At 74.5% G+C, this 21,022-nt stretch carries 20 protein-coding genes; all 20 read left to right on the forward strand.

Annotation, left to right across the window (positions count from 1 at the left end):
• Nucleotides 1–39: 39 nt before the first annotated feature.
• Complete coding sequence (locus QSK37_RS38635) at nucleotides 40–2,124, forward strand: magnesium chelatase subunit D family protein (RefSeq protein WP_285631036.1); 2,085 nt, start codon at nucleotides 40–42, stop codon at nucleotides 2,122–2,124.
• Nucleotides 2,124–2,726 (forward strand): cob(I)yrinic acid a,c-diamide adenosyltransferase, encoded by a 603-nt coding sequence (cobO, locus tag QSK37_RS38640; RefSeq protein WP_285631038.1) that lies wholly within the window; start codon nucleotides 2,124–2,126, stop codon nucleotides 2,724–2,726. Before QSK37_RS38635 ends, cobO begins: the two co-directional genes overlap by 1 nt.
• Nucleotides 2,723–4,042 (forward strand): cobyrinic acid a,c-diamide synthase CobB, encoded by a 1,320-nt coding sequence (locus tag QSK37_RS38645; protein ID WP_285631135.1) that lies wholly within the window; start codon nucleotides 2,723–2,725, stop codon nucleotides 4,040–4,042. Before cobO ends, QSK37_RS38645 begins: the two co-directional genes overlap by 4 nt.
• Nucleotides 4,039–4,578 (forward strand): GNAT family N-acetyltransferase, encoded by a 540-nt coding sequence (locus tag QSK37_RS38650; protein WP_285631040.1) that lies wholly within the window; start codon nucleotides 4,039–4,041, stop codon nucleotides 4,576–4,578. The genes QSK37_RS38645 and QSK37_RS38650 overlap by 4 nt, the downstream gene beginning before the upstream one ends.
• On the forward strand, nucleotides 4,575–5,111 hold the full coding sequence (locus QSK37_RS38655; RefSeq protein ID WP_285631042.1) for a GNAT family N-acetyltransferase: 537 nt from the start codon (nucleotides 4,575–4,577) through the stop codon (nucleotides 5,109–5,111). The genes QSK37_RS38650 and QSK37_RS38655 overlap by 4 nt, the downstream gene beginning before the upstream one ends.
• Nucleotides 5,111–5,650 carry a GNAT family N-acetyltransferase gene (locus QSK37_RS38660; RefSeq protein WP_285631044.1) on the forward strand — a complete coding sequence of 180 codons (540 nt, stop codon included), beginning with the start codon at nucleotides 5,111–5,113 and terminating at the stop codon, nucleotides 5,648–5,650. Before QSK37_RS38655 ends, QSK37_RS38660 begins: the two co-directional genes overlap by 1 nt.
• Nucleotides 5,647–6,381 (forward strand): precorrin-2 C(20)-methyltransferase, encoded by a 735-nt coding sequence (gene cobI, locus QSK37_RS38665; RefSeq protein ID WP_285631046.1) that lies wholly within the window; start codon nucleotides 5,647–5,649, stop codon nucleotides 6,379–6,381. Before QSK37_RS38660 ends, cobI begins: the two co-directional genes overlap by 4 nt.
• The gene (cobM, locus tag QSK37_RS38670; protein WP_285574235.1) at nucleotides 6,378–7,175 is read left to right on the forward strand and encodes a precorrin-4 C(11)-methyltransferase; all 798 of its coding nucleotides are present in this window, start codon (nucleotides 6,378–6,380) and stop codon (nucleotides 7,173–7,175) included. The genes cobI and cobM overlap by 4 nt, the downstream gene beginning before the upstream one ends.
• Entirely contained in the window at nucleotides 7,165–8,313 is a 1,149-nt protein-coding gene (locus tag QSK37_RS38675; protein ID WP_285574236.1) for a cobalt-precorrin-5B (C(1))-methyltransferase, read from the forward strand. Before cobM ends, QSK37_RS38675 begins: the two co-directional genes overlap by 11 nt.
• A complete protein-coding gene (gene cbiE, locus QSK37_RS38680) occupies nucleotides 8,310–9,470 on the forward strand; it encodes a precorrin-6y C5,15-methyltransferase (decarboxylating) subunit CbiE (RefSeq protein WP_285631048.1) in 1,161 nt (386 codons plus the stop codon). Before QSK37_RS38675 ends, cbiE begins: the two co-directional genes overlap by 4 nt.
• Nucleotides 9,467–11,188, forward strand: a complete 1,722-nt coding sequence (gene cobJ / locus QSK37_RS38685; protein WP_285631050.1) for a precorrin-3B C(17)-methyltransferase — start codon at nucleotides 9,467–9,469, stop codon at nucleotides 11,186–11,188. The genes cbiE and cobJ overlap by 4 nt, the downstream gene beginning before the upstream one ends.
• The gene (locus QSK37_RS38690) at nucleotides 11,179–11,373 is read left to right on the forward strand and encodes an ATP-binding protein (RefSeq protein ID WP_285631052.1); all 195 of its coding nucleotides are present in this window, start codon (nucleotides 11,179–11,181) and stop codon (nucleotides 11,371–11,373) included. The genes cobJ and QSK37_RS38690 overlap by 10 nt, the downstream gene beginning before the upstream one ends.
• The gene (locus QSK37_RS38695) at nucleotides 11,370–11,948 is read left to right on the forward strand and encodes a precorrin-8X methylmutase (protein WP_285631054.1); all 579 of its coding nucleotides are present in this window, start codon (nucleotides 11,370–11,372) and stop codon (nucleotides 11,946–11,948) included. The genes QSK37_RS38690 and QSK37_RS38695 overlap by 4 nt, the downstream gene beginning before the upstream one ends.
• Before the next feature lie 65 nt (nucleotides 11,949–12,013).
• Nucleotides 12,014–12,865 carry a sirohydrochlorin chelatase gene (locus QSK37_RS38700; protein WP_285631056.1) on the forward strand — a complete coding sequence of 284 codons (852 nt, stop codon included), beginning with the start codon at nucleotides 12,014–12,016 and terminating at the stop codon, nucleotides 12,863–12,865.
• Nucleotides 12,855–13,871: an Rv2231c family histidinol phosphate aminotransferase CobC gene (gene cobC, locus QSK37_RS38705; RefSeq protein WP_285631059.1), complete on the forward strand. Its 1,017-nt coding sequence runs from the start codon at nucleotides 12,855–12,857 to the stop codon at nucleotides 13,869–13,871. The genes QSK37_RS38700 and cobC overlap by 11 nt, the downstream gene beginning before the upstream one ends.
• 32 nt (nucleotides 13,872–13,903) lie before the next feature.
• Nucleotides 13,904–14,965: a nicotinate-nucleotide--dimethylbenzimidazole phosphoribosyltransferase gene (cobT, locus tag QSK37_RS38710; RefSeq protein ID WP_349498022.1), complete on the forward strand. Its 1,062-nt coding sequence runs from the start codon at nucleotides 13,904–13,906 to the stop codon at nucleotides 14,963–14,965.
• Between the two features lie 103 nt (nucleotides 14,966–15,068).
• The gene (gene cobA, locus QSK37_RS38715) at nucleotides 15,069–16,319 is read left to right on the forward strand and encodes a uroporphyrinogen-III C-methyltransferase (RefSeq protein ID WP_285631062.1); all 1,251 of its coding nucleotides are present in this window, start codon (nucleotides 15,069–15,071) and stop codon (nucleotides 16,317–16,319) included.
• Nucleotides 16,303–18,027 carry a GTPase family protein gene (locus tag QSK37_RS38720; protein ID WP_285631065.1) on the forward strand — a complete coding sequence of 575 codons (1,725 nt, stop codon included), beginning with the start codon at nucleotides 16,303–16,305 and terminating at the stop codon, nucleotides 18,025–18,027. Before cobA ends, QSK37_RS38720 begins: the two co-directional genes overlap by 17 nt.
• A gap of 43 nt (nucleotides 18,028–18,070) precedes the next feature.
• The gene (locus QSK37_RS38725; protein ID WP_285574261.1) at nucleotides 18,071–19,753 is read left to right on the forward strand and encodes a GTPase family protein; all 1,683 of its coding nucleotides are present in this window, start codon (nucleotides 18,071–18,073) and stop codon (nucleotides 19,751–19,753) included.
• Nucleotides 19,754–20,112: 359 nt separating this feature from the next.
• Nucleotides 20,113–20,625 (forward strand): single-stranded DNA-binding protein, encoded by a 513-nt coding sequence (locus QSK37_RS38730; RefSeq protein ID WP_285631068.1) that lies wholly within the window; start codon nucleotides 20,113–20,115, stop codon nucleotides 20,623–20,625.
• The last annotated feature ends 397 nt before the right edge of the window (nucleotides 20,626–21,022 follow it).

The following is a 21,022-nucleotide window of genomic DNA, read 5'->3' on the forward strand; positions in this document are numbered from 1 at the left end:
CACCTACGGGCGCGCAACCCGAGGAAGGACGAACACCGGGTGAACACCTACCCGTTCTCCGCCGTGGCGGGGCTGGAGGACCTCAAGCTCGCCCTGCTGATCAACGCGGTGTCGCCGTCGGTCGGCGGCGTCCTCGTACGCGGCGAGAAGGGCACCGCGAAGTCGACCATCGTCCGCGCGCTGGCCGGGCTGCTGCCGGCCGTCTCCACCGTGGCCGCCTGCCGGTTCTCCTGCGACCCGGACGCGCCCGACCCCGAGTGTCCCGACGGCCCGCACGACGAGGCGGAGCGGCAGGAGCGGCCCGCCCGGCTCGTCGAGCTGCCGGTCGGCGCGTCGGAGGACCGGCTCGTCGGCTCCCTCGACATCGAGCGCGCGCTCACCGAGGGCGTGCGCGCGTACCAGCCCGGCCTGCTGGCCGCCGCGCACCGGGGCGTGCTCTACGTCGACGAGGTGAACCTCCTCCACGACCACCTGGTGGACCTTCTCCTGGACGCCGCGGCGATGGGACAGTCCTACGTCGAGCGCGAGGGCGTCTCGGTGCGGCACGCCTCCCGGTTCCTGCTCGTCGGCACCATGAACCCCGAGGAGGGTGAGCTGCGTCCGCAGCTCCTCGACCGGTTCGGGCTGACCGCCGAGGTCGCCGCCACCCGCGACCCCGACGAGCGCGCCGAGGTCGTACGCCGCCGGCTGGCCTACGAGGCCGACCCGGCCGGGTTCGCGGCCGACTGGTCGCGCGCCGACGCCGAGCTGGCCTGGCACATCCGTGCCGCCCGTGACCGCCTGCCCGGGGTCGTGCTGTCCGACGGCGCGCTGCGGCAGATCACCGCGGTCTGCGCGGAGTTCGAGGTCGACGGCCTGCGGGCCGACCTGGTGATGGCCCGCGCCGCGATCGCGCTGGCCGCCTGGCACGACCGCGGCGCCGTCACGCCCGCCGACGTACGCCTCGCCGCGCGCCTCGCACTGCCGCACCGGCGGCGCCGTGACCCGTTCGATGCGCCCGGCCTGGACGAGGACCGGCTCGACGACGTGCTGGACCGCACCGGCGACTACGACACCGAGGAGGACCCGCGGCCCGGCTCCACCCGGCCGAAGCCGCCCTCGCCGCCCGTTCCCGAGCCACGGCCACCGGTCGAGGAGGACGACTCAGAGGCCGGCGCCGAGGTCACCACCGAGGACCCCGAGCCCGAGCCCGATCCGGACACCGATCCCGACGGTCCGGGCTCCGGCACGCCCGTGCCCGACGCGGTGGACCTGCCCGCCGAGGGCGCGCTGGTCGACATCGGCCAGGCGCTGTCGGGCAACGCGGGGCCGCGCCCCGACCGGCCGACGACGTCCCCGGCCGACGCCGCCTACCGCCCACGCCTGTTCGTCGTGCCGGGCATCGGCGAGGGCGCGCCCGGCCGCCGCTCCCGCGCGCGCACCCCGTACGGCCGCACGACCGGCGCCCGGCCGGGCTTTCGCACCGTGCACCTCGCCGGCACCCTCTTCGCCGCCGCGCCCCACCAGCGGTCGCGTGGACGCAGCGGACCCGGCCTGGTGATCCGCGCCGATGACATCCGTGAGCCGGTCCGCGAGGGACGCGAGGGCAACCTCGTGCTGTTCGTCGTGGACGCCAGCGGCTCGATGGCCGCCCGGCAGCGCATGCGCGCGGTCAAGGGCGCCGTGCTCAGCCTGCTCCTCGACGCCTACCAGCGACGCGACAAGGTCGGCCTGGTCACCTTCCGCGGCGGTTCGGCCGAGACGGCGCTGCCGCCGACCTCCTCGGTCGAGGCCGGCGCACGCCGCCTGGAGGACCTGCCGACGGGCGGCCGCACGCCGCTCGCCGCGGGCCTGTTGCGGGCCGCGGGCGTCCTGCGCGCCGAGCACCTGCGCGACCCGGCGCGGCGCCCGCTCGTCGTCGTCGTCACCGACGGCCGCGCGACGCACGGCTCGGTCGACGACGCGCTGCGCGCCGCCGCCCTGCTGCGGGAGGCCACCTCGGTGGTGGTCGACTGCGAGAGCGGCCCGGTGCGCCTCGGCCTCGCGGCACGGCTCGCCGAACGCCTCGGCGCCGAGATCGTCCGCCTGGAGGACCTGCCCGCCGACGGCCTGGCCGGCGTCGTACGCGATCGGAGGGTCGCCTGATGCCGCGCGGCAAACCCGAGAACGTCCCGGACGACGGGCTGACCACGCGGCAGCGGCGGAACCGCCCGCTCGTGATCGTCCACACCGGCCAGGGCAAGGGCAAGTCGACCGCCGCGTTCGGGCTGGCGCTGCGCGGCTGGAACCAGGGCTGGCCGATCGGGGTGTTCCAGTTCGTCAAGTCCGCCAAGTGGCGCATCGGTGAGGAGCGCGCGCTGCGCGTGCTCGGCGCGTCCGGCGAGGGCGGGACGGTCGTCTGGCACAAGATGGGCGAGGGCTGGTCGTGGATCCAGCGGCCCGGCACGGAGGAGGACCACGCCGCGGACGCCCGCGAGGGCTGGGAGCAGATCAAACGCGACCTCGCCGCCGAGACGTACACGCTCTACGTCCTGGACGAGTTCACCTACCCGATGAAGTGGGGCTGGGTGGACGTGGACGACGTCGTCGCCACCCTGGCGGCGCGACCGGGCCACCAGCACGTCATCGTCACCGGCCGCGACGCCGACCCCCGGCTCCTGGAGATCGCCGACCTGGTCACCGACATGGGCAAGGTCAAGCACCCCATGGACGCCGGCCAGAAGGGGCAGAAGGGCATCGAGTGGTGATCCCGCGGCTCGTGGTCGCCGCCCCCGCGTCCGGGAGCGGCAAGACGACGGTCGCCACCGGACTGATCGCCGCGCTGGCCGCACAGGGCCTCGACGTCTCGCCGCACAAGGTCGGCCCGGACTATATCGACCCCGGGTACCACGCGCTCGCCGCCGGGCGACCGGGCCGCAACCTCGACCCGTGGCTCACCGCCGAGGAGCTCGTCGCGCCGCTGTTCCTGCACGGCGCGCGGGACGCGGACATCGCCGTCGTCGAGGGCGTGATGGGCCTGTACGACGGCGCGGCCGGCGCGGGGGAGTTCGCCTCGACCGCGCACGTGGCCAAGCTGCTCGGCGCGCCGGTGGTGCTGGTGGTGGACGCCGCGTCCGCCGGCCGGTCCGTCGCGGCCCTCGTGCACGGCTTCGTGACCTACGACTCCGGCGTCCGGGTCGGCGGCGTGATCCTCAACCGGGTCGGCTCGGACCGGCACGAGGAGATCTGCCGCGCGGCGGTGGAGGAGACCGGGCTGCCCGTCCTGGGCGTGCTGCGCCGCCGCGACGACGCGGCCACGCCGTCACGTCACCTCGGCCTGGTCCCGGCCGCCGAACGCCGTCCCGAGGCCCTCGCGACCGTCGAACGCCTGGGCGCGCTCGTCACGGAGAGCTGCGACCTGCGCGGCCTGGTCGCGCTCGCGCACACCGCAGCGCCGCTGGCCGCCGAGCCCTGGGACCCGGCCATCGCCGCGCCGGCCGGGCGCGCGCGGATCGCGGTCGCGGGCGGCGCGGCGTTCACGTTCGGCTACGCCGAGAACGAGGAACTGCTCGCCGCCGCGGGGGCCGAGGTCGTGCGGTTCGACCCGCTGCGCGACACCGCCCTGCCGCCGGAGACCGGCGGGGTGGTGATCGGCGGCGGATTCCCCGAGACGTACGCCGCGGAGCTGTCGGCCAACGAGCCGTTGCGCCGCGCGGTCGCGGCGTTCCGTGGCCCGATATACGCCGAGTGCGCCGGTCTGCTCTATCTCGCCCGGCGGCTCGACGACCTGCCGATGTGCGGGGTGTTCGACGCGGAGGCGCGGATGACCGGGCGGCTGACGCTCGGCTACCGGGAGGCGGTCGCGGTGCGCGACTCGCCGGTGGCTCGGGCCGGTGAGCGGGTGCGCGGGCACGAGTTCCACCGCACCGTCTGCTCGCGGGGGGCGGACGCTCCACCCGCCTGGCAGTGGTCCGCCGAGGGACCGGATGGCTTCAGCTCGGCGAATCGCCTTGCCTCCTACCTTCATCTCCACTGGGCTGGGATGCCTCAGATGGCAACGCGTTTCGTGGGGGCGGCCGCATGACTTTCGACGAGGGTGTTCTGCTGGAGACCGAACGGCTGCTGCTGCGGCCATTTGAAGAAGAAGACGCTAAAGACGTCCTTACCGCCAGCCGCGACCCGGAGATCCGGCGCTGGATGCCGTGGGCGTCGGCGCAGACGACGCAGACCGCCGTCGACTGGTGCACGACGCACGCCCACACCGACCCGGCGCGGGCGATGAACTTCGCCATCGTCGCCGGCGAGCGGTTCGCCGGCTCGATCGGCATCGGCCGTACCGACTGGACCGACGGGCGCGCGGAGGTCGGCTACTGGATCGCGCCCTGGGCGCGCCGCAACCGGTACGCGGTGGAGGCGACGCGCGGCGTGGCCGCGTACGCCTTCGAGAAGGGCATGCACCGGATCGAGCTGCTCGCCGCCGTCGGCAACGTCGCCTCCCAGGGCGTCGCGGAGAAGGCCGGCTTCACCCGCGAGTCGGTGCTGCGCGAGGCGATGCTCATCGGATCCGGCCGCCGGTCCGACGCGGTCCTGTTCAGCCTCCTCGCCAGCGAGCTGTCATGACTTTCTTTGAACCCACCACGTTGCGGACCGAGCGGCTGGTCCTGCGGCCGCCCGAGGAGGGCGACGCGCCCGACTGCTTCGCCGCCGTCGACCAGGTCGTGCGGCGGTGGATGCCGTGGGCGCGCGGGTACACGCTGGAGAGCGCGCGCCGGTGGTGCGCCAAGGAGGCGTTCCGCGACCCGCGGCGGGAGGCGTCCTTCGCGATCGTGCCGGAGCGCACCGGCCGGTTCGGCGGCGTGATCGGGTTCAGCCGGGCCGACTGGGAGACGGGCGTGGCCGAGACCGGTTACTGGATCGGGCCCGCCGACCGGCGGCACGGCTATGTCACCGAGGCCGTGCGCGCGGTGGCGCGGTACGCCTTCGGCCTCGGCCTGTACCGGCTGGAGCTGCTCGCCGCCCCGGGCAACGTCGCGTCGCAGCGTGTCGCCGAGCGGGCCGGGTTCACCCGCGAGGGCGTGCTCCGCAAGGCGCGTCCCGCGCCGGACGGCCGCTCCGACATGGTGCTGTTCAGCCTGCTGGAGGGGGAGCTGTGATGGCCGGCTTCGCGCCCACGGCGCTCCGCACCGGCCGCCTCACCCTGCGGCCGATCGAGGCGGGCGACGTCGACGCCTATCTCACGGCCGTGGACGACGAGGTCCGCCGCTGGATGCCCTGGTCAGAGGATTTCACTCGGGAGAAGGCCGTGCGCTGGTGCACCGAGGAGGCGGCCGGCGACCTGTCGCGGGCGCTCAACTTCGCGATCGTCCCGGGGGACGCCGGCCGGCTTGAGGGCGGGGTCGGCATCGGCCGGGCCGACTGGGAGACGGGCGTGGCCGAGACCGGCTACTGGCTGGGTCCGGCCGCGCGCGGGCGGGGCTACGCCACCGAGGCGGTGCGCGCGGTGGCACGCCACGCCTTCGGGCTGGGGCTGACACGCGTCGAGTTGCTCGCCGCCGTCGGGAACGTCGCGTCGCAGCGCGTCGCCGAGCGGGCCGGGTTCACTCGGGAGGACGTGCTCCGCGAGGCTCGGCCCCTGCCGGGCGGAAAACCGGCCGACATGGTGCGGTTCCGGCTGCTGAAGGACGAGCTGTGAGGCTCGTCGGCGTCGGGGTCGGGCCCGGCGATCCCGAGCTGGTCACCGTTCGCGGCGTACGGGTCCTGCGCGAGGCGGACCTCGTGCTGGTCCCGGTCATGGCGCCCGGCGAGCAGGGCCGCGCCGAGGCCGTCGTGCGGGCGCACGTCGCGGAGGCCGAACGCGTCGTCTTCGCGCTGAACGACCGGGGCGGGGTGACCGAGCGCCGCGCGAACGCCTGGGACGCCGCCGCGCGCCGCGTCGTCGAGGCCTTCGAGCAGGGCGCACGTACGGTCGCGTTCGCCACCATCGGCGACCCGAACGTCTACTCCACCTTCACCTACCTCGCCCAGGCCGTACGCGAGCGCGCGCCGGGCGTCGAGGTGGAGACCGTCCCGGGCGTCACCGCGATGCAGGATCTGGCGGCGCGCTCGGGCACGGTCCTCGCCGAGGGCACCGAGTCGCTCACCCTCCTGCCGCTCACCGGCGGCGCCGGCGGGCTGCGGACGGCGCTGGCCACCGGAGACACCGTCGTGGCGTACAAGTTCGGCCAGGTCGCGGACGAGGTGCTCGCCGCGGTCGCCGACGCCGGACGGCTCGGCGACGCGGTGTACGGCGCGCGGCTCGGCCTGCCCGACGAGGACGTCCGCCCGGCGAGCGAGATCACCGGCCCGGTGCCGTACCTGTCCACCCTGATCGTGCCCGGACGCCGTACGTCCCTGGGCGGGAAACTGAAGGCGAGGGACTCATGACCGACGGAAGGGTCGTGTTCGTCGGTGCCGGACCGGGCGCGGCGGACCTGCTGACCTTCCGCGCCGCACGGGCGATCGCCGAGGCGGACGTGGTGATCTGGGCGGCGAGCCTGGTCCACGAGGACGTTCTGGCGCACGCCCGCGCGGACGCGGAGATCGTCGACTCGGCGGCGCTGCCGATGGAGGGCGTGCTGCCCTACTACGAGCGCGCCGCGGCCGAGGGGCTCACCGTCGCGCGGATCCACTCCGGCGACCCGGCGCTGTGGGGCGCGCTGCAGGAGCAGCTCGACCGATGCGCGGAGCTCGGCCTGGCCACGGAGATCGTCCCCGGCGTGTCGAGCTTCTCCGCGGTGGCCGCGGCGGTCGGCCGGGAGCTGACCATCCCCGAGGTGGCCCAGTCGGTCGTGCTGACCCGTCTCGGCGGCGGCAAGACGCCGATGCCGCCGGGGGAGGAGGTGCGGGAGTTCGCCCGGCACGGCACGACGATGGCGCTGTTCCTGTCGGCGGCCCGGTCGCGGCAGCTCCAGGAGGAGCTGCTGGCGGGCGGCTACCCGCCCGACACTCCGTGCGTGGTCGCCTACCAGTGCACCTGGCCGGACGAGCTGATCGTGCGCTGCCGTCTGGACGAGCTCGCCGAGACCACCCGCGAGCACCGGCTGTGGAAGCACACGCTCGTGCTCGTCGGCCCGGCGCTGGAGGCGGGCGGCACCCGCTCGCACCTGTACCACCCGGGTCACTTCCACGGTCACCGGCGTGCCGACCCCGCGGCGCGGAAGGTGCTCCGTGGCGGCTGAGCGGACCCCGTACGAACCGGACCTGCCCCGGACCATGAAGGTCCGGCAGCAGGCCCTGCGCACCGGCTGGACGACCGGCACGTGCGCGTCGGCGGCGGCCAAGGCGGCGGCCGAGGCGCTCGTGTCGCGGCGGGCGCAGGACGTGGTCGAGGTGGCGCTGCCGTCGGGCCGGCGGGTGACGTTCGCCGTCGACTCGTGCCTGATCCACGCCGACCGGGCCGAGGCAGTGGTGATCAAGGACGCGGGCGACGATCCTGACGTGACGCACGGTGCCCGGCTGACCGCGACCGCCCGCTGGCGGGACGAGCCGGGCATCGAGCTGGACGGCGGCATCGGGGTCGGCGTCGTCACCAAGCCCGGCCTCGGCCTGGAGCTCGGTGGCCCGGCGATCAACCCGGTGCCGCGCAAGATGATCGAACAGGCGGTGGGGGAGTCTGTGGACCTTAAGACGCGAGGGGTACGCGTCGTCATCTCGGTGCCCGACGGCGAGAAGATGGCGCGCAAGACGACGAACAAACGGCTCGGCATCCTCGGCGGGATATCGATTCTCGGCACGACCGGGATCGTGCGCCCGTTCTCGACGGCGTCGTGGCGGGCGAGCGTGGAGCAGGCGGTCGCGGTGATGGGCGCGCAGGGGGAGCGCACGCTCGTCCTGTGCACGGGGGGCCGCACCGAGAAGGGCGCGATGCGGCTGCTGCCGCAGCTGCCCGACGTGTGCTTCGTGGAGGTCGGCGACTTCACCGGGGCGGCGCTCCGCAGGGCCGTGGAGCACGGCGTCACCCAGGTGGTGTTCGTCGGAATGGCCGGCAAGCTGACCAAGCTCGCCTCGGGCGTGCTGATGACGCACTACACGCGCTCGAAGGTCGACACCGACCTGCTCGCCGAGATCACCCGCGTCATGGGCGGCTCGGAGGAGCTCGCCGCGCGGGTCGCGGAGGCGAACACGGCGCGGCACGCGTACGAGCTGTGGGAGGGCGAGGGGCTGCTGGGCCGGGCCGGGCGCGAGCTGTGCCGCCGGGTCGCCGAGGTCCTGGAGCAGTTCACCACGGAGGCCGGCCGGACGATCGCCGCCCAGGTGGTCCTCGTCGACTTCACCGGCCAGCGCATGATCGCGATGTACGGGCGGCTCAGCAGATGATCACGGTCGTGGGCTGCGACGGCTCCCCGCTGCCGCGGCGGGCGATGGACCGGCTGTCCTCCGCCTCCGTGGTGGCCGGGGGACGGCGGCACCTGGAGGCGGTACGCCCGCCGGCGCACGTCCGCCAGGTCGTCATGGGCGACGTCGCCGCGGCCCTCGACCAGGTCGGCGCGGCGGGTGACGCCGTCGTGCTGGCCAGCGGAGATCCCGGCTTCTTCGGCATCGTGCGGGCCCTGCGCGAGCGCGGTCACACGCCGGAGGTGCTGCCCGCGGTGTCCTCGGTCGCGGGCGCGTTCGCGCGGATCGGCCTGCCGTGGGACGACGCGGTGGTGGTGAGCGCGCACGGCCGTGACCCGCGAACGGCGGTGAACGCGTGCCGGGCGATGCCCAAGACGGCCGTGTTCACCGCGCCCGGGTACGGCCCGGCGGAGCTGGGCGCCGGGCTCGCCGGCTGGGACGTCACGCTGTACGTCGCCGAGCGGCTGGGCGCCGGCGACGAGCGGATCACCCGCTGCGCGCCGGCCGAGGCCGCGGCGCGCGCGTGGGCCGAGCCGAACGTCGTGCTGGTCGTGCGCGAGTCCGAGTCGGCCGCGCGGACGCACAACCAGCCCGCCGCGCCGCCGGGCGACTGGATCGGCGACGGCTACCGGCACCGCGCCGGGATGATCACCAAGTGGGAGGTGCGCGCGGTCGCCGTGGCCCGGCTCCGGCCGACCCTCGGCATGCTCGTCTGGGACGTCGGCGCGGGCAGCGGCTCGGTCGGCGTCGAGTGCGCCGCGCACCACGCCGCCGTCATCGCGGTCGAGCGCGACCCGTCCGCCTGCGAGCTGATCCGGCAGAACGCCGGACCGGCCGTACGGCTCGTGCCGGGGAGCGCGCCGGAGGCCTTCGAGGGGCTGCCCGACCCGGACGCGGTGTTCGTCGGCGGCGGGGGACTGGCCGCGCTCGGCGGCGTGCTCGCCCGGCGCCCGCGGACCGTCGTCGCCACGTACGCCGCGGTCGACCGCGCCGTGCGGGCCCGCCGCGCGCTCACCGACGCCGGGTACGCCGTCGAGGGCGTGCAGCTCGCCGCCTCGCGCTTCGCCGACCTGCCGGGCGACTCGTTCCGCCTCGACGCGCAGAACCCGGTGTTCCTGCTGGCGGGGAGGCTCTCATGATCGGAGTGGTCGCCGCCACCGCGGGCGGGCGTACGGCCGCGGCGACGCTTCAGGCGGCCTGGCCGGACGAGGTGCGGCTGCTGACCGACCAGAAGGCCGCCGACGCGCTGCGCGAGGCGTGGCGCACCTGCGACGCCGTGGTGAGCTTCCTGGCCGTCGGCGCGACCGTGCGCGTGCTGGCGCCGCTGCTCGGCCACAAGACGACCGACCCGGCCGTCGTCTGCGTGGACGAGTCGATGACGTTCGCGGTCGCCGTGCTCGGCGGCCACCACGGCGCGAACCTCCTCGCCCACCGGCTGACCGGCGTGCTCGGCTGCACCCCGGTCGTGACGACCGCGAGCGAGGCGAGCAACGTCACCCCGCTCGACTCCTACGGCGCCGACCTGGGCTTCACCGTGCACGACCCCGGGCTGCTCGCGCACGTCGGAGCCGCCGTGCTGTCGGGGGAGCCGGTGCGGCTGGAGGGCGCCGACGGCTGGCCGCTGCCGCCCCTTCCGCCGAACGTCTCGCCCGACGCGCCGCCCGGCGGCCACCGCATACTCGTCACCGACCAGGCCGCGTACGAGTGCATGTGCCACGAGGGCCGGTTCGACGGCGCCCTCGTCTACCGCCCGAAGTCCCTCGTCGTGGGCGTCGGCTCGGCGCGCGGGGTGCCCGCGGCCGAGGTGACCGCGCTCGTGGACTCGGTGCTGGCCGAGGGCGAACTGGCGCCCGAGTCGGTGCGGTACCTCGCGACCGCCGACCTGAAGGCCGACGAGGAGGGCATCCTCCAGGCGGCGCGCGAACGCGGCTGGGAGGTCGTCACGCACCCGGCCGACGCGCTGGCCTCCGTGGCGGTCCCGAACCCCTCCGACGTCGTACGCGCCGAGGTCGGCACGCCCAGCGTCGCCGAGGCCGCCGCGCTGCTCACCGCCGGGTCGGGCGCCCGGCTCGTCGTGGAGAAGCGCAAGTCCGCGCACGCCACCGCCGCCGTCGCCCGGCTGAGGCCGCGCGGGCGGCTCGCGATCGTCGGGCTCGGCCCCGGCGCCCGTGACCTGCTCACGCCACGGGCGGTCGCCGTGCTCCAGCGCGCTTCCGTCATCGTCGGCCTGGACCAGTACGTCAAGCAGGTGCGTGACCTCATCCGCCCCGGCGCGCGGGTGCTCGCCTCGGGCCTCGGTCAGGAGGAGGAACGGGCCCGTACCGCCGTCTCGGAGGCGGCGGCGGGCCACGCCGTGGCGCTCATCGGCTCCGGCGACGCGGGCATCTACGCGATGGCCAGTCCGGCGCTGGAGTTCGCCGGGGACGACATCGACGTCGAGGGCGTGCCGGGCGTCACCGCCGCCGTGGCCGCCGCGAACCTCCTCGGCGCGCCGCTCGGCCACGACCACGCGTACATCTCCCTGTCGGACCTGCACACGCCGTGGGAGGTGATCGAGCGCCGCGTCACCGCCGCCGCGGAGGGCGACTTCACGGTCTGCTTCTACAACCCGCGCAGCCGGGCGCGCGACTGGCAGCTGCCCAAGGCGCTGAGCGTCCTCGCCGCCCACCGGCCGCCCTCGACACCGGTCGGATACGTGCGCAACGCCGGCCGCCCCGACGAGTCGGTCACGCTGACCACCCTGGCGGACGTCGACCCCGCGCGGGTCGACATGTTCACCGTCGTGGTCGTCGGTTCCAGCCGCAGCCGTACGGTGGCCGGGCGCTTCGTCACCCCGCGGGGGTACCGATGGGCGTGACCGTGCGCGTCACCTCGCGTTGCACCGGCTGCGGCGCGTGCCTGCTGACCTGCCCCGAACGCGCCATCCGGCCCCGCGCGGGCTGGGCCGGCGACCGCATGAGCCCCCTCCACGTCCTTTCCCGCTGCACCGGCTGCGGTGACTGCGTCGAGGTCTGCCCCGCCGACGCCATCGAGGAGTCATGAGAACCATCCACCCCATCGAGGCGCGGTCCCTGGAGATCCTGCGCTCGCGCGTCGACCTCGGCGCGCTGCCACCCCTCACCCGGGCCGTCACCGAACGCGTCATCCACGCCAGCGCCGACCTGGAGTACGCCACCGACCTGGTCACCGACGAGGAGCACCTCCGCCAGGGCCTGCGCGCGCTGCGCGAGGGCGCGCCGATCGTGACCGACGTCGCCATGGTCGCCGCCGGGATCACCGCGCGGCCGGCCATCTGCTCGATCTCCGACCCGGCCGCCGCCGGCGTCGAGGGGCTCACCCGTTCGGCCGCGGCGATCCGGCTGTCCTACGCCGAGGCGGGACCGGGCGCGGTCTGGGTCGTCGGCAACGCGCCGACCGCCCTGGAGGAGATCATCGAGCACGGCGTCGCGCCGGCCCTCGTGATCGGCCTGCCGGTCGGGTTCGTCGGCGCGGTCGAGTCCAAGGCCGCGCTGCGCGACAGCGGCCTGCCCGCCGTCAGCAACGTCTCGGAGAAGGGCGGGTCGGCCGTCGCCGCCGCCGCGCTCAACGCCCTGCTGTACTTCGAGGGGGACGCGTGACCGAGCGAAGCGAGGGAACCGGAAAGCGCGCCTCCGTGGTCACCTTCCCCGACGAAGGAGGGCTCGTGACTCCCTTGCTGGTGGTCGGTCACGGTACGCGCGACGACGCGGGCGTGGCCGAGTTCGGCCGCTTCGTCGAACGCCTGCGCGGGCGGCTGCCCGTGGACGTCGCCGGAGGGTTCATCGAGCTCTCGCCGCCCCCGCTGACCGACGCGGTCGCCTCGCTGTACGCGGCCGGGCACCGGCACGTCGCGGCGGTTCCCCTCGTCCTCGTGGCGGCCGGGCACGCCAAGGGCGACATGCCCGCCGCGCTGGCCCGCGAGCGCGCCCGTCAGCCGGGCCTGACGTACGCCTACGGCCGTCCGCTGGGCCCGCACCCGACGCTGCTGCGGCTGCTGGAGGAGCGCCTGGACGCCGTGCTTGACTCGGCCGAGCGCGCCGACACGGCGGTACTCCTCGTCGGCCGCGGCTCCACCGACCCGGACGCCAACGCGGAGGTCTGCAAGGCGGCCCGGCTGCTGTGGGAGGGCCGCGGCCTGGCCATGGTGGAGACCGCGTTCGTCTCCCTGGCCCGCCCCAGCGTGCCGGAGGGCCTCGAACGCTGCCGCCGGCTCGGCGCCCGTCGCGTGGTCGTCCTGCCGTACTTCCTGTTCCCGGGCGTGCTGCCGGACCGGGTGGCGGAGGAGGCGCGGGCGTTCACGGGCGCCGAGGTGCGCTGCGCGGAGGTGATCGGCGACTGCGAGGGGCTGGCCGACCTCGTGCTCGAACGCTACGACGAGGCGCTGCGCGGCGACATCCGCATGAACTGCGACACGTGCGTGTACCGGCTGCCGATGCCGGGCTTCGAACACCGCGTCGGCGCGCCGCAGCGCCCGCACCACCACCCCGACGACCCGTCCCACGTCCATGCACACTGACGTCGACCTGCGGCACCACGGCGACGCCGAGGTCGGCCCCGGGCTGGTCGACCTCGCGGTGAACGTGCGGCACGGCACGCCGCCGGAGTGGCTCGCCGCCCTGCTGCGCGACAGCGTCGCGGGCCTCGCCGCCTACCCCGATCCCGCCCGCGCGCGGCGCGCGGTCGCGCGCCGCCACGGACGGGACGAGGACGAGGTCCTGCTCACCGCCGGCGCCGCCGAGGCGTTCGTGCTGCTCGCCCGCGTGCTGCGGCCCCGGCACGCCGTGGTCGTGCACCCGCAGTTCACCGAGCCGGAGAGCGCCCTGCGCGCAGCCGGCCACGACGTGGCACGCGTCGTCCTCACCGGCGGCTTCCGGCTCGGCCCGGTCCCCGGCGACGCCGACCTGGTGATGGTCGGCAACCCCACGAACCCCACGTCGGTGCTGCACCCGGCGGAGGAGCTCGCCGCGCTCGCCCGCCCCGGCCGGACGCTCGTCGTGGACGAGGCGTTCATGGACTGCGTCCCCGGCGAGACCGAGAGCCTCGCGGGCCGCCGCCTGCCCGGCCTGGTCGTCGTGCGCAGCCTGACCAAGACCTGGGGCCTGGCCGGGCTCCGCGCCGGATACGTGCTCGCCCAACCCGAGCTCGTCGCGCGCCTGGCCGCGGCGCAGCCTCTCTGGTCGGTGTCCACGCCCGCGCTGGTGGCAGCCGAGGCCTGCGTGAGCCCGCGGGCGGTGGCCGAGGCCGACGCCTGGGCCCGCGAGCTCACCGTGGACCGCGAACGGTTCGCCCGGGCCCTGACCGGCCTCGGCCTGCACGTCGTCCCCGGCGCCCGCGCGTCCTTCCTGTGCGTCCGGGCGCCCGGCGGCTCGGGGGTGCGCGCGGCGCTGCGCGAGCGCGGTTACGCCGTGCGGCGCGGCGACACGTTCCCCGGCCTGGGCCCCGACTGGTTCCGCGTCGCCGTGCGCGACGAGTCGACGGTCACGGCCTTCGTGGCCGAACTGGCCGACGTCCTCCGGCTCTGACTCGACCCTCACCCCTCAGTCAAGGAGACCCCATGGACCTCATCGCCGAGACGATCGCCGCTATCCGTCCGCTGGACGAGGCGGCCATGACCGCGGCACGGGCGCACCAGGACCGGCTGACCAAGCCGCGCGGCGCGCTCGGCGTGCTGGAGGAGCTCTCGGTGCGCCTCTCCGGGCTCGCCGGCGCCTGCCCGCCGCCCATGCCCGAGCCCGCCGCCGTCGCGGTCTTCGCCGCCGACCACGGCGTCCACGCCCAGGGCGTCACCCCCTGGCCGCAGGAGGTCACCGGCCAGATGGTGGGCAACTTCCTCGCCGGCGGGGCCGTCGTCAACGCCTTCGCCCGCCAGACCGGCGCCGACGTCCGCGTCATCGACGTCGGCGTCCGTACCGACCTGCCCGCCGCCGACGGACTGATCGTCCGAAAGGCCGCCCACGGCACGGCGGACATGACCCGCGAGCCCGCCATGACGGACGGACAGGTGCGCGCGGCGGTCGGAACCGGCATCGAGCTCGCCCGCGACCTGGTCGCCGACGGCCACCGCTGCCTGGTGACCGGCGACATGGGCATCGCCAACACGACCGCCTCCGCGGCCCTCATCGCCGCCTTCACCGGCCGCGCGCCGGAGAACGTCACCGGCTACGGCACGGGCGTCGACGAGGCCACCCGCACCCGCAAGATCGAGGTCGTGCGCGCCGCGCTGGAGCGCGCCGGCCTGGACGAGCGCAGCGACCCGCTCACCGTCCTCGCGGAGGTGGGCGGCCTGGAGCACGCGGCGATCGCCGGCTTCGTCCTCGGCGGCGCCGCCGCGCGGGTGCCCGTCGTGCTCGACGGCGTGATCGCCGGCGCCGCCACGCTGGCCGCCGCGGCCCTCGCCCCCGACGTACGAGGCGCCTGCGTCGCGGGCCACCGCTCCGCCGAACCGGGTCACGCGGCCGCGCTCCAGCACCTCGAACTGCGTCCTCTCGTCGATCTCGAACTCCGGCTCGGCGAGGGCACCGGGGCCCTGCTCGCGCTTCCGCTGGTCCAGAGCGCCGTACGCGTGCTGCACGAAGTCGCGACCTTCGACTCCGCCGGTGTGGCGGACAAGGCTTGACCAGGGACGAGTACCTTGGTGCCTGAACATGGTGGCGAAGAACCCGTGATGGCCGGTGCCCGTGGCCGTGCCTGACCCGAGCTCGACTCAGGAGACCCGAGAGTTGCCCCCCTACCTGCTCGGCCTGCGCCTCGACGGACGCCGCGTCGTCGTCGTGGGCGGCGGGCGCGTCGCCCAGCGGCGCGTGCCCGCGCTGCTGGCCGCCGGCGCCGAGGTGCTCCTCGTCTCGCCGGAGGTCACCCCGGCTCTGGAGGACCTGGTCGCGCGCGAGGAGCTGACCTGGGAGCGCCGGCCGTACCGCACGGGCGACTGTGACGGCGCGTGGCTCGTGCAGGCCTGCACCGACGACGGCGAGGTCAACGCCGCGGTCGCCGCGGAGGCCGAGGCGCGGCGGATCTGGTGCGTGCGGGCCGACGACGCGCAGGCGTCCGCGGCCTGGACCCCGGCGAGCGGCCGCGTCGGCGAGACCTCGGTGGCGGTGCTGGCCGGCGGTGACCCGCGGCGTGCCGCCGGTGTGCGCGACGCGGTCCTCGACGGCCTGCGCGACGGCGGCATCACCGCCCGCCACTCGCGCCGCAAGCCCGTCGGCGTCGCCCTCGTGGGCGGCGGGCCCGGCGACCCCGGCCTCATCACGGTGCGCGGCCGCCGGCTGCTCGCCCAGGCCGACGTGGTCGTCACCGACCGGCTCGCGCCGCGCGAACTGCTCGACGAACTCCCCGGCGACGTGGAGATCGTCGACGCGGCCAAGATCCCGTACGGCCGGTCGGTCACACAGGAGCACATCAACGCCGCGCTGGTCGAGCACGCGCGCGCCGGCCGGTTCGTCGTGCGCCTCAAGGGCGGCGACCCCTTCGTGTTCGGGCGGGGCGCCGAAGAGGTGCTCCACTGCGTACGGGAGGGCATTCCGGTCACGGTGGTGCCCGGCATCACGAGTGCGATCGCCGTACCCTCCGCGGTCGGCATCCCGGTCACTCACCGGGGCGTCGCGCAGGAGTTCCACGTGGTGTCCGCGCACGTCGCCCCCGGAAACCCGGCCTCGACGGTCGACTGGGAGGCGCTCGGGCGCTCCCACGGCACGCTCATTCTCCTCATGGCCGTCGAGCGGATGCGTGTGATCGCCGACACTCTCATGCGCTATGGTCGGTCGCCGGACACACCTGTCGCGGTGATCCAAGACGGTACGCTGCAGAGCCAGCGCACGCTCATGGCGAGCCTCGCGACTGTTGCGGACGAGATGACGGCCAGCGGAGTACGGCCACCGGCGATCGTCGTCGCCGGCGAGGTCGTTCAGGTGGCTCAAGAGATCGAATTGCTGCGAGCGGATATGGGGCGGCTCCGTGACACCCCCGGCTGATCAGGGCGCCGCCAAGCACAGGGCGGCGTCCCTCCCACTCGACGAGGTCCTGGCCGAACTGCGGGACCAGATCGCCTCTGTCCGGTTCGTCCTTGACGCACCGGGCACCGAAGAGGCGGAGACCACACAGCAGGACCTGCTGAACCAGCTCGACGACTACGTGCTGCCCAGAGTGCGGCGCACCGACTCCCCGCTGCTCGTGGTGCTGAGCGGCTCCACCGGCGCGGGCAAGTCCACGCTGGTGAACACGCTCGTCGGCGCCCGGGTCAGCGCCACGGGCGTGCTACGGCCGACCACGAGCAGCCCGATCCTGGTCTGCCACCCCGACGACGCCGACTGGTGGCTGGACGAACGCTACGTCCTGCCGGGGTTCGGCCGGGTGCCCGGACCGGCGCCCGACGCCGTCGTCGGCGACCAGCTCGTGATCATGAAGAGCGAGGTGCTGCCGCGCGGGCTCGCGCTGCTCGACAGCCCCGACGTCGACTCGGTGTTCGAGGACCACCACGAGTTCGCCGCCCAGTTCCTGGCCGCCGCCGACATCTGGATGTGCGTGACGACCGCCGCGCGGTACGCCGACGCGCAGGTCTGGCGGCTGCTGCACCGGGCGCGCGACCACGGCGCCACCCTCGGCATCGTCCTGTCGCGGGTGCCCGAGGAGGGCGGCGAGGAGGTCGTCGCCCACTTCGCCGAGATGCTCAAGGACAACGGCCTCGAGGCGGCGGCCCAGTTCACCATCCCCGAGACCAAGGTCTCCGGCGGCATGCTGCCCAAAGAGATGTCCGACGAGGTGCAGGAGTGGCTGACCGGCATCACCGAGGACGAAGATGGCCGGGCCGATGTCATCAGGTCTACGCTGGGTAGCGTGCTGGACACCTTCCGCACTCGCGTCCCCGAGCTCGCCAAGCGGGTCGAGGAGCAGGTCGCCCTGCGCACGGTGCTGCGCGACGAGGCCGAGGCCGCGTACGCCGAGGCCCTGGCCGAGCTCGACGAGGCCACGCGCAACGGCTCCCTGCTGCGCGGCGAGGTGCTGGCACGCTGGCAGGACTTCGCCGGCACCGGTGATCTCGAGCGCGCCCTGCAGTCGCGGGGCGGCCAGGCGGGCCACCGGGGCGGACGCCGCCGTCGCGCCCCGGCCCGCGTACGCGCGCTGAAGGTCGCGCTGCGCAGCGGCCTGGAGTCCCTCGTCATCGCCGCCGCCGAACGCGCGGCGGAGGACGTCGTGGCCCGGTGGCGGGACCGCCCGGCCGGCGCCAAGCTGCTCGAAGGACGCGCCGACGAGCTCGGCCGTGCCTCCGCGGAGCTGGCCCGCCGCGCCACCCGCGCCGTCAGCTCCTGGCAGGAGCACATCATCGACCTGATCCGCACCGAGGGCGTCACCAAGCGGTCCGTCGCCAAGTTCGTCTCCTACGACGACGAGGCGCTGTCGCTGGTGCTGATGGTCGGGCTCCTCGGGTTCGGCACGAGCGACGCGCCCGTCGAGACGGGCACCAGCGCCGTGCCGCAGCGATTGCTCAAGGCGCTGTTCGGGGCCGAATCCTTGCGTAGCATGAGCGCCAAGGCCAGGGCCGACCTGCGTGGCCGGATCGGGATGCTCTACGACGAGGAGGCCATCCGGTTCGGGCAGGCCCTCGACGGCGCGGGCGTGCCGGACGAGACCACACCGGTCCAGCTCTACCAGGCCACATACAACCTTGAGGTCGCCCGGTGAGCCACTCCCGGGTACTTTCCCGACACGACGAGGAGCGCGACCGATGACGGCGACGACACCGCCGGTCTCCTCGCTTGAGGAGATCCAGACTCCACCGCGGCCCGCGCCGTCCGGCCTGTCCACCCGCCTGGACGTCCTCGACCGGCTCGTCGCCCTCGGCGAGGGCCGGGTCGACCAGTCGCTCATGGACGACGCGGCGGCGCTGCTCACCCGCGCCGGCGAGCGCCTGCGGCTGTCCGGTGAGCACACGGTGGTCGCCCTGGCCGGCGGCACCGGCAGCGGCAAGTCATCGCTGTTCAACGCGGTGTGCGGCCTTGAGCTGTCACCCACCGGCCTGCGCCGGCCGATGACCAGCTCCGCCCACGCCTGCGTCTGGGGCCTCGGCGGCGCCGGCCCGCTGCTCGACTGGCTGGAGATCGAGTCGCGTCACCGCTACGCCCGCGCCAGCGCCCTCGACGGTGAGGGCCAGGTGGGCTCCCTGCAGGGCCTGGTGCTGCTCGACCTGCCCGACCACGACTCGATCCGCGCGGCGCACCTGGCCGAGGTGGACAAGTACGTCAGCGTCGCCGACCTCATCGTCTGGGTCCTCGACCCGCAGAAGTACGCCGACTTCGCCGTCCACCGGCGCTACTTCGAGCAGCTCTCCGGCCACACCGGCGTGACCCTGATCATCCTCAACCAGATCGACCGCCTGGAGCCCGAAGAGGTCACCGAGTGCGTCAAGGACCTCCGGCGCCTGCTGGAGGCCGAGGGCATGGGCGGCCCGACCATCCTGACCACCTCCGCCAAGGCCGGCACGGGCGTCGACGGCTTCCGCGAGGTGCTCGCCGACGCGGTCGCCGCCCGCCAGGCCCGGCTCGACCGTCTCGTCGCCGACATCGACCGCCTGGTCAAGCGCTTCGAGGGCCAGTACGGCCCCGCCGAGCCTGCCGAGAAGGTCGACGACCGCCGCGCCGCGGCCCTCGTCGAGGCCCTCGCGGACGCCGCCGGGGTTCCGGCCGTGGCGGAGTCGATGGAGAGCGCCTACTCCCTGCGCGCCCACGACTACGTCGGCTGGCCGGTCGGCCGCCTGGCCGCCCGCATGCACTCCGACCCGCTGCGCCGCATGCGGCTGGGCGAACTGCGCCAGGAGCTGCGCGCGGCCTTCACGACACCGGTGAACGCCCAGCAGGCGCACGTGGACAACGCCCTGCAGGAGGTGACGGAGGGGGTCGTGGAGGACCTGCCGCCGTCGTGGCAGCGTTCGGTCCGCGAGGCGGGCCGGTCGAAGGCGGAACAGCTTCCGGAGTCCCTCGGCAACGCGCTCCGCGACGTCGTGCCGACCTTCAACCAGATCCCGGCGTGGTGGTGGATCGTCCGCGCCTGGCAGTGGGTCCTCATCGCCGCCTCGGTTTTGGGCCTGGTCTGGCTCGGCACCATCGTGGCCTACGGTGCGCTGAAGCTGGGCCACGCACCGTGGACCGTCCTGGGCGACACGGGCCTGATTCCGTACGTCTGCCTGCTGATCGTCTGTGCGTTGGGCCTGGGCGCCTTCACGTCCTCGGCCGCCCGCAACATGATCGCCCTGTCCTCGGTCCGCCACAGCGAACGCCTGGAAGAACGAATGCGTTCGGGCATCAACGAGTCCGCCCGCACCCTGGTCCTCGAACCGGTCGAACGCGAGCTGGCGGTGTACAAGACCTTCCGCGAAGAACTCTCCACCGCCATCAGCCCACTCGTCCACTGAGCTGCCGGACCGTCTCACTCCGGTCCGGACGCTCCTTGCGGTCGGCCGCGCCATGCCGGGACGCCGGTCGGCATCGGGTGAGCGCGGGGCGCGTTCGCATTCATTACGTTCGCCTGAGCTGCGCAGCCGTACCATCCCGTCTCCGCTTGGGCCGGGACCGGTCGTCCGGGACGACGGTCAGTACAGGCTGAGCGCCGGGCGAGCCATGCGCCATCGTTCGCTCACGGTGAGTTATACACAGGCTACGCAGGGGTCTGGTGGTGCCCACTCGATGTCCGTCACCGTGGTTGTCACATCGGCGGCACCGGACCGCCACTGACAGACCGGAGGACCCCTTCGTGAACGAGGCAGTCGTCACTGTGATCGGCTTCGTCGCCCAAGACCCCATCTTCGAAGTTCTCGCGAGCGGCACGTCGCTGATGTCGCTGCGGATCGGCAGCACCCCACGCCGCTACGACCGGGAGATCGGCCAGTGGCGCGACGACGACCCGATGTTCCTGACCGTGACCTGTTGGCGCACGCTCGCCGACAACCTGCAGTCCTGTGAGCTCCAACGCGGAGACCCGATCATCGTCACGGGCAAGCTCCGCATCCGCGAGTACGTCAAGGATGGGCAAAAGCGCTTCTCCGCCCAGATCGAAGCCACCACCGTCGGCCATGACCTCAGCCGGGGAGTGGCCCGCTTCCAACGCGCCCAGCGCTCCGCCTTCCCAGAAGACCGCCGCGAAGCGGACGACATGGCCGACCGCTGGCTCGAAGCCGACCTGGATGAGGACGCCGAAGAACTCACCACCCAGCTCACCGACAAGTCCGAAAACATCGACGACACGGACGAGGACGGCGACACGCCCCCGTTCCGCGCCGCCGCCTGACCGACCATCCCTCTACCAGCACCGACCCCGACCACGGCAACCGCACCGACCCCGACCACGCCAGACCGACCGGTCCCGGCTGCGGCAGGCACCTCGGTCCTGGCCGCGGCGGGCCCGCCGGTTCCGACCCGTGGCAGGCGGACCGCTCCCGACCTGCGGCAGGTCGACTGGTCCTGGCCGCAGCGGGCGCCTCGATCCTGTCTGCGGCGGGCTCACCGGTCTCGACTTGTGGCAGGCTGGCCGGCCTCAACCTGCGGCGGGCGCCTCGGTCCTGTCTGCGGCGGGCTCACCGGTCTCGACTTGTGGCAGGCTGGCCGGCCTCAACCTGCGGCGGGCGCCTCGGTCCTGGCCGCGGCGGGCTCACTGGTCTCGACTTGTGGCAGGCTGGCCGGCCTCA

The organism is Actinoallomurus iriomotensis (assembly GCF_030269445.1).
Taxonomy (GTDB): Bacteria; Actinomycetota; Actinomycetes; order Streptosporangiales; family Streptosporangiaceae; genus Actinoallomurus; species Actinoallomurus iriomotensis.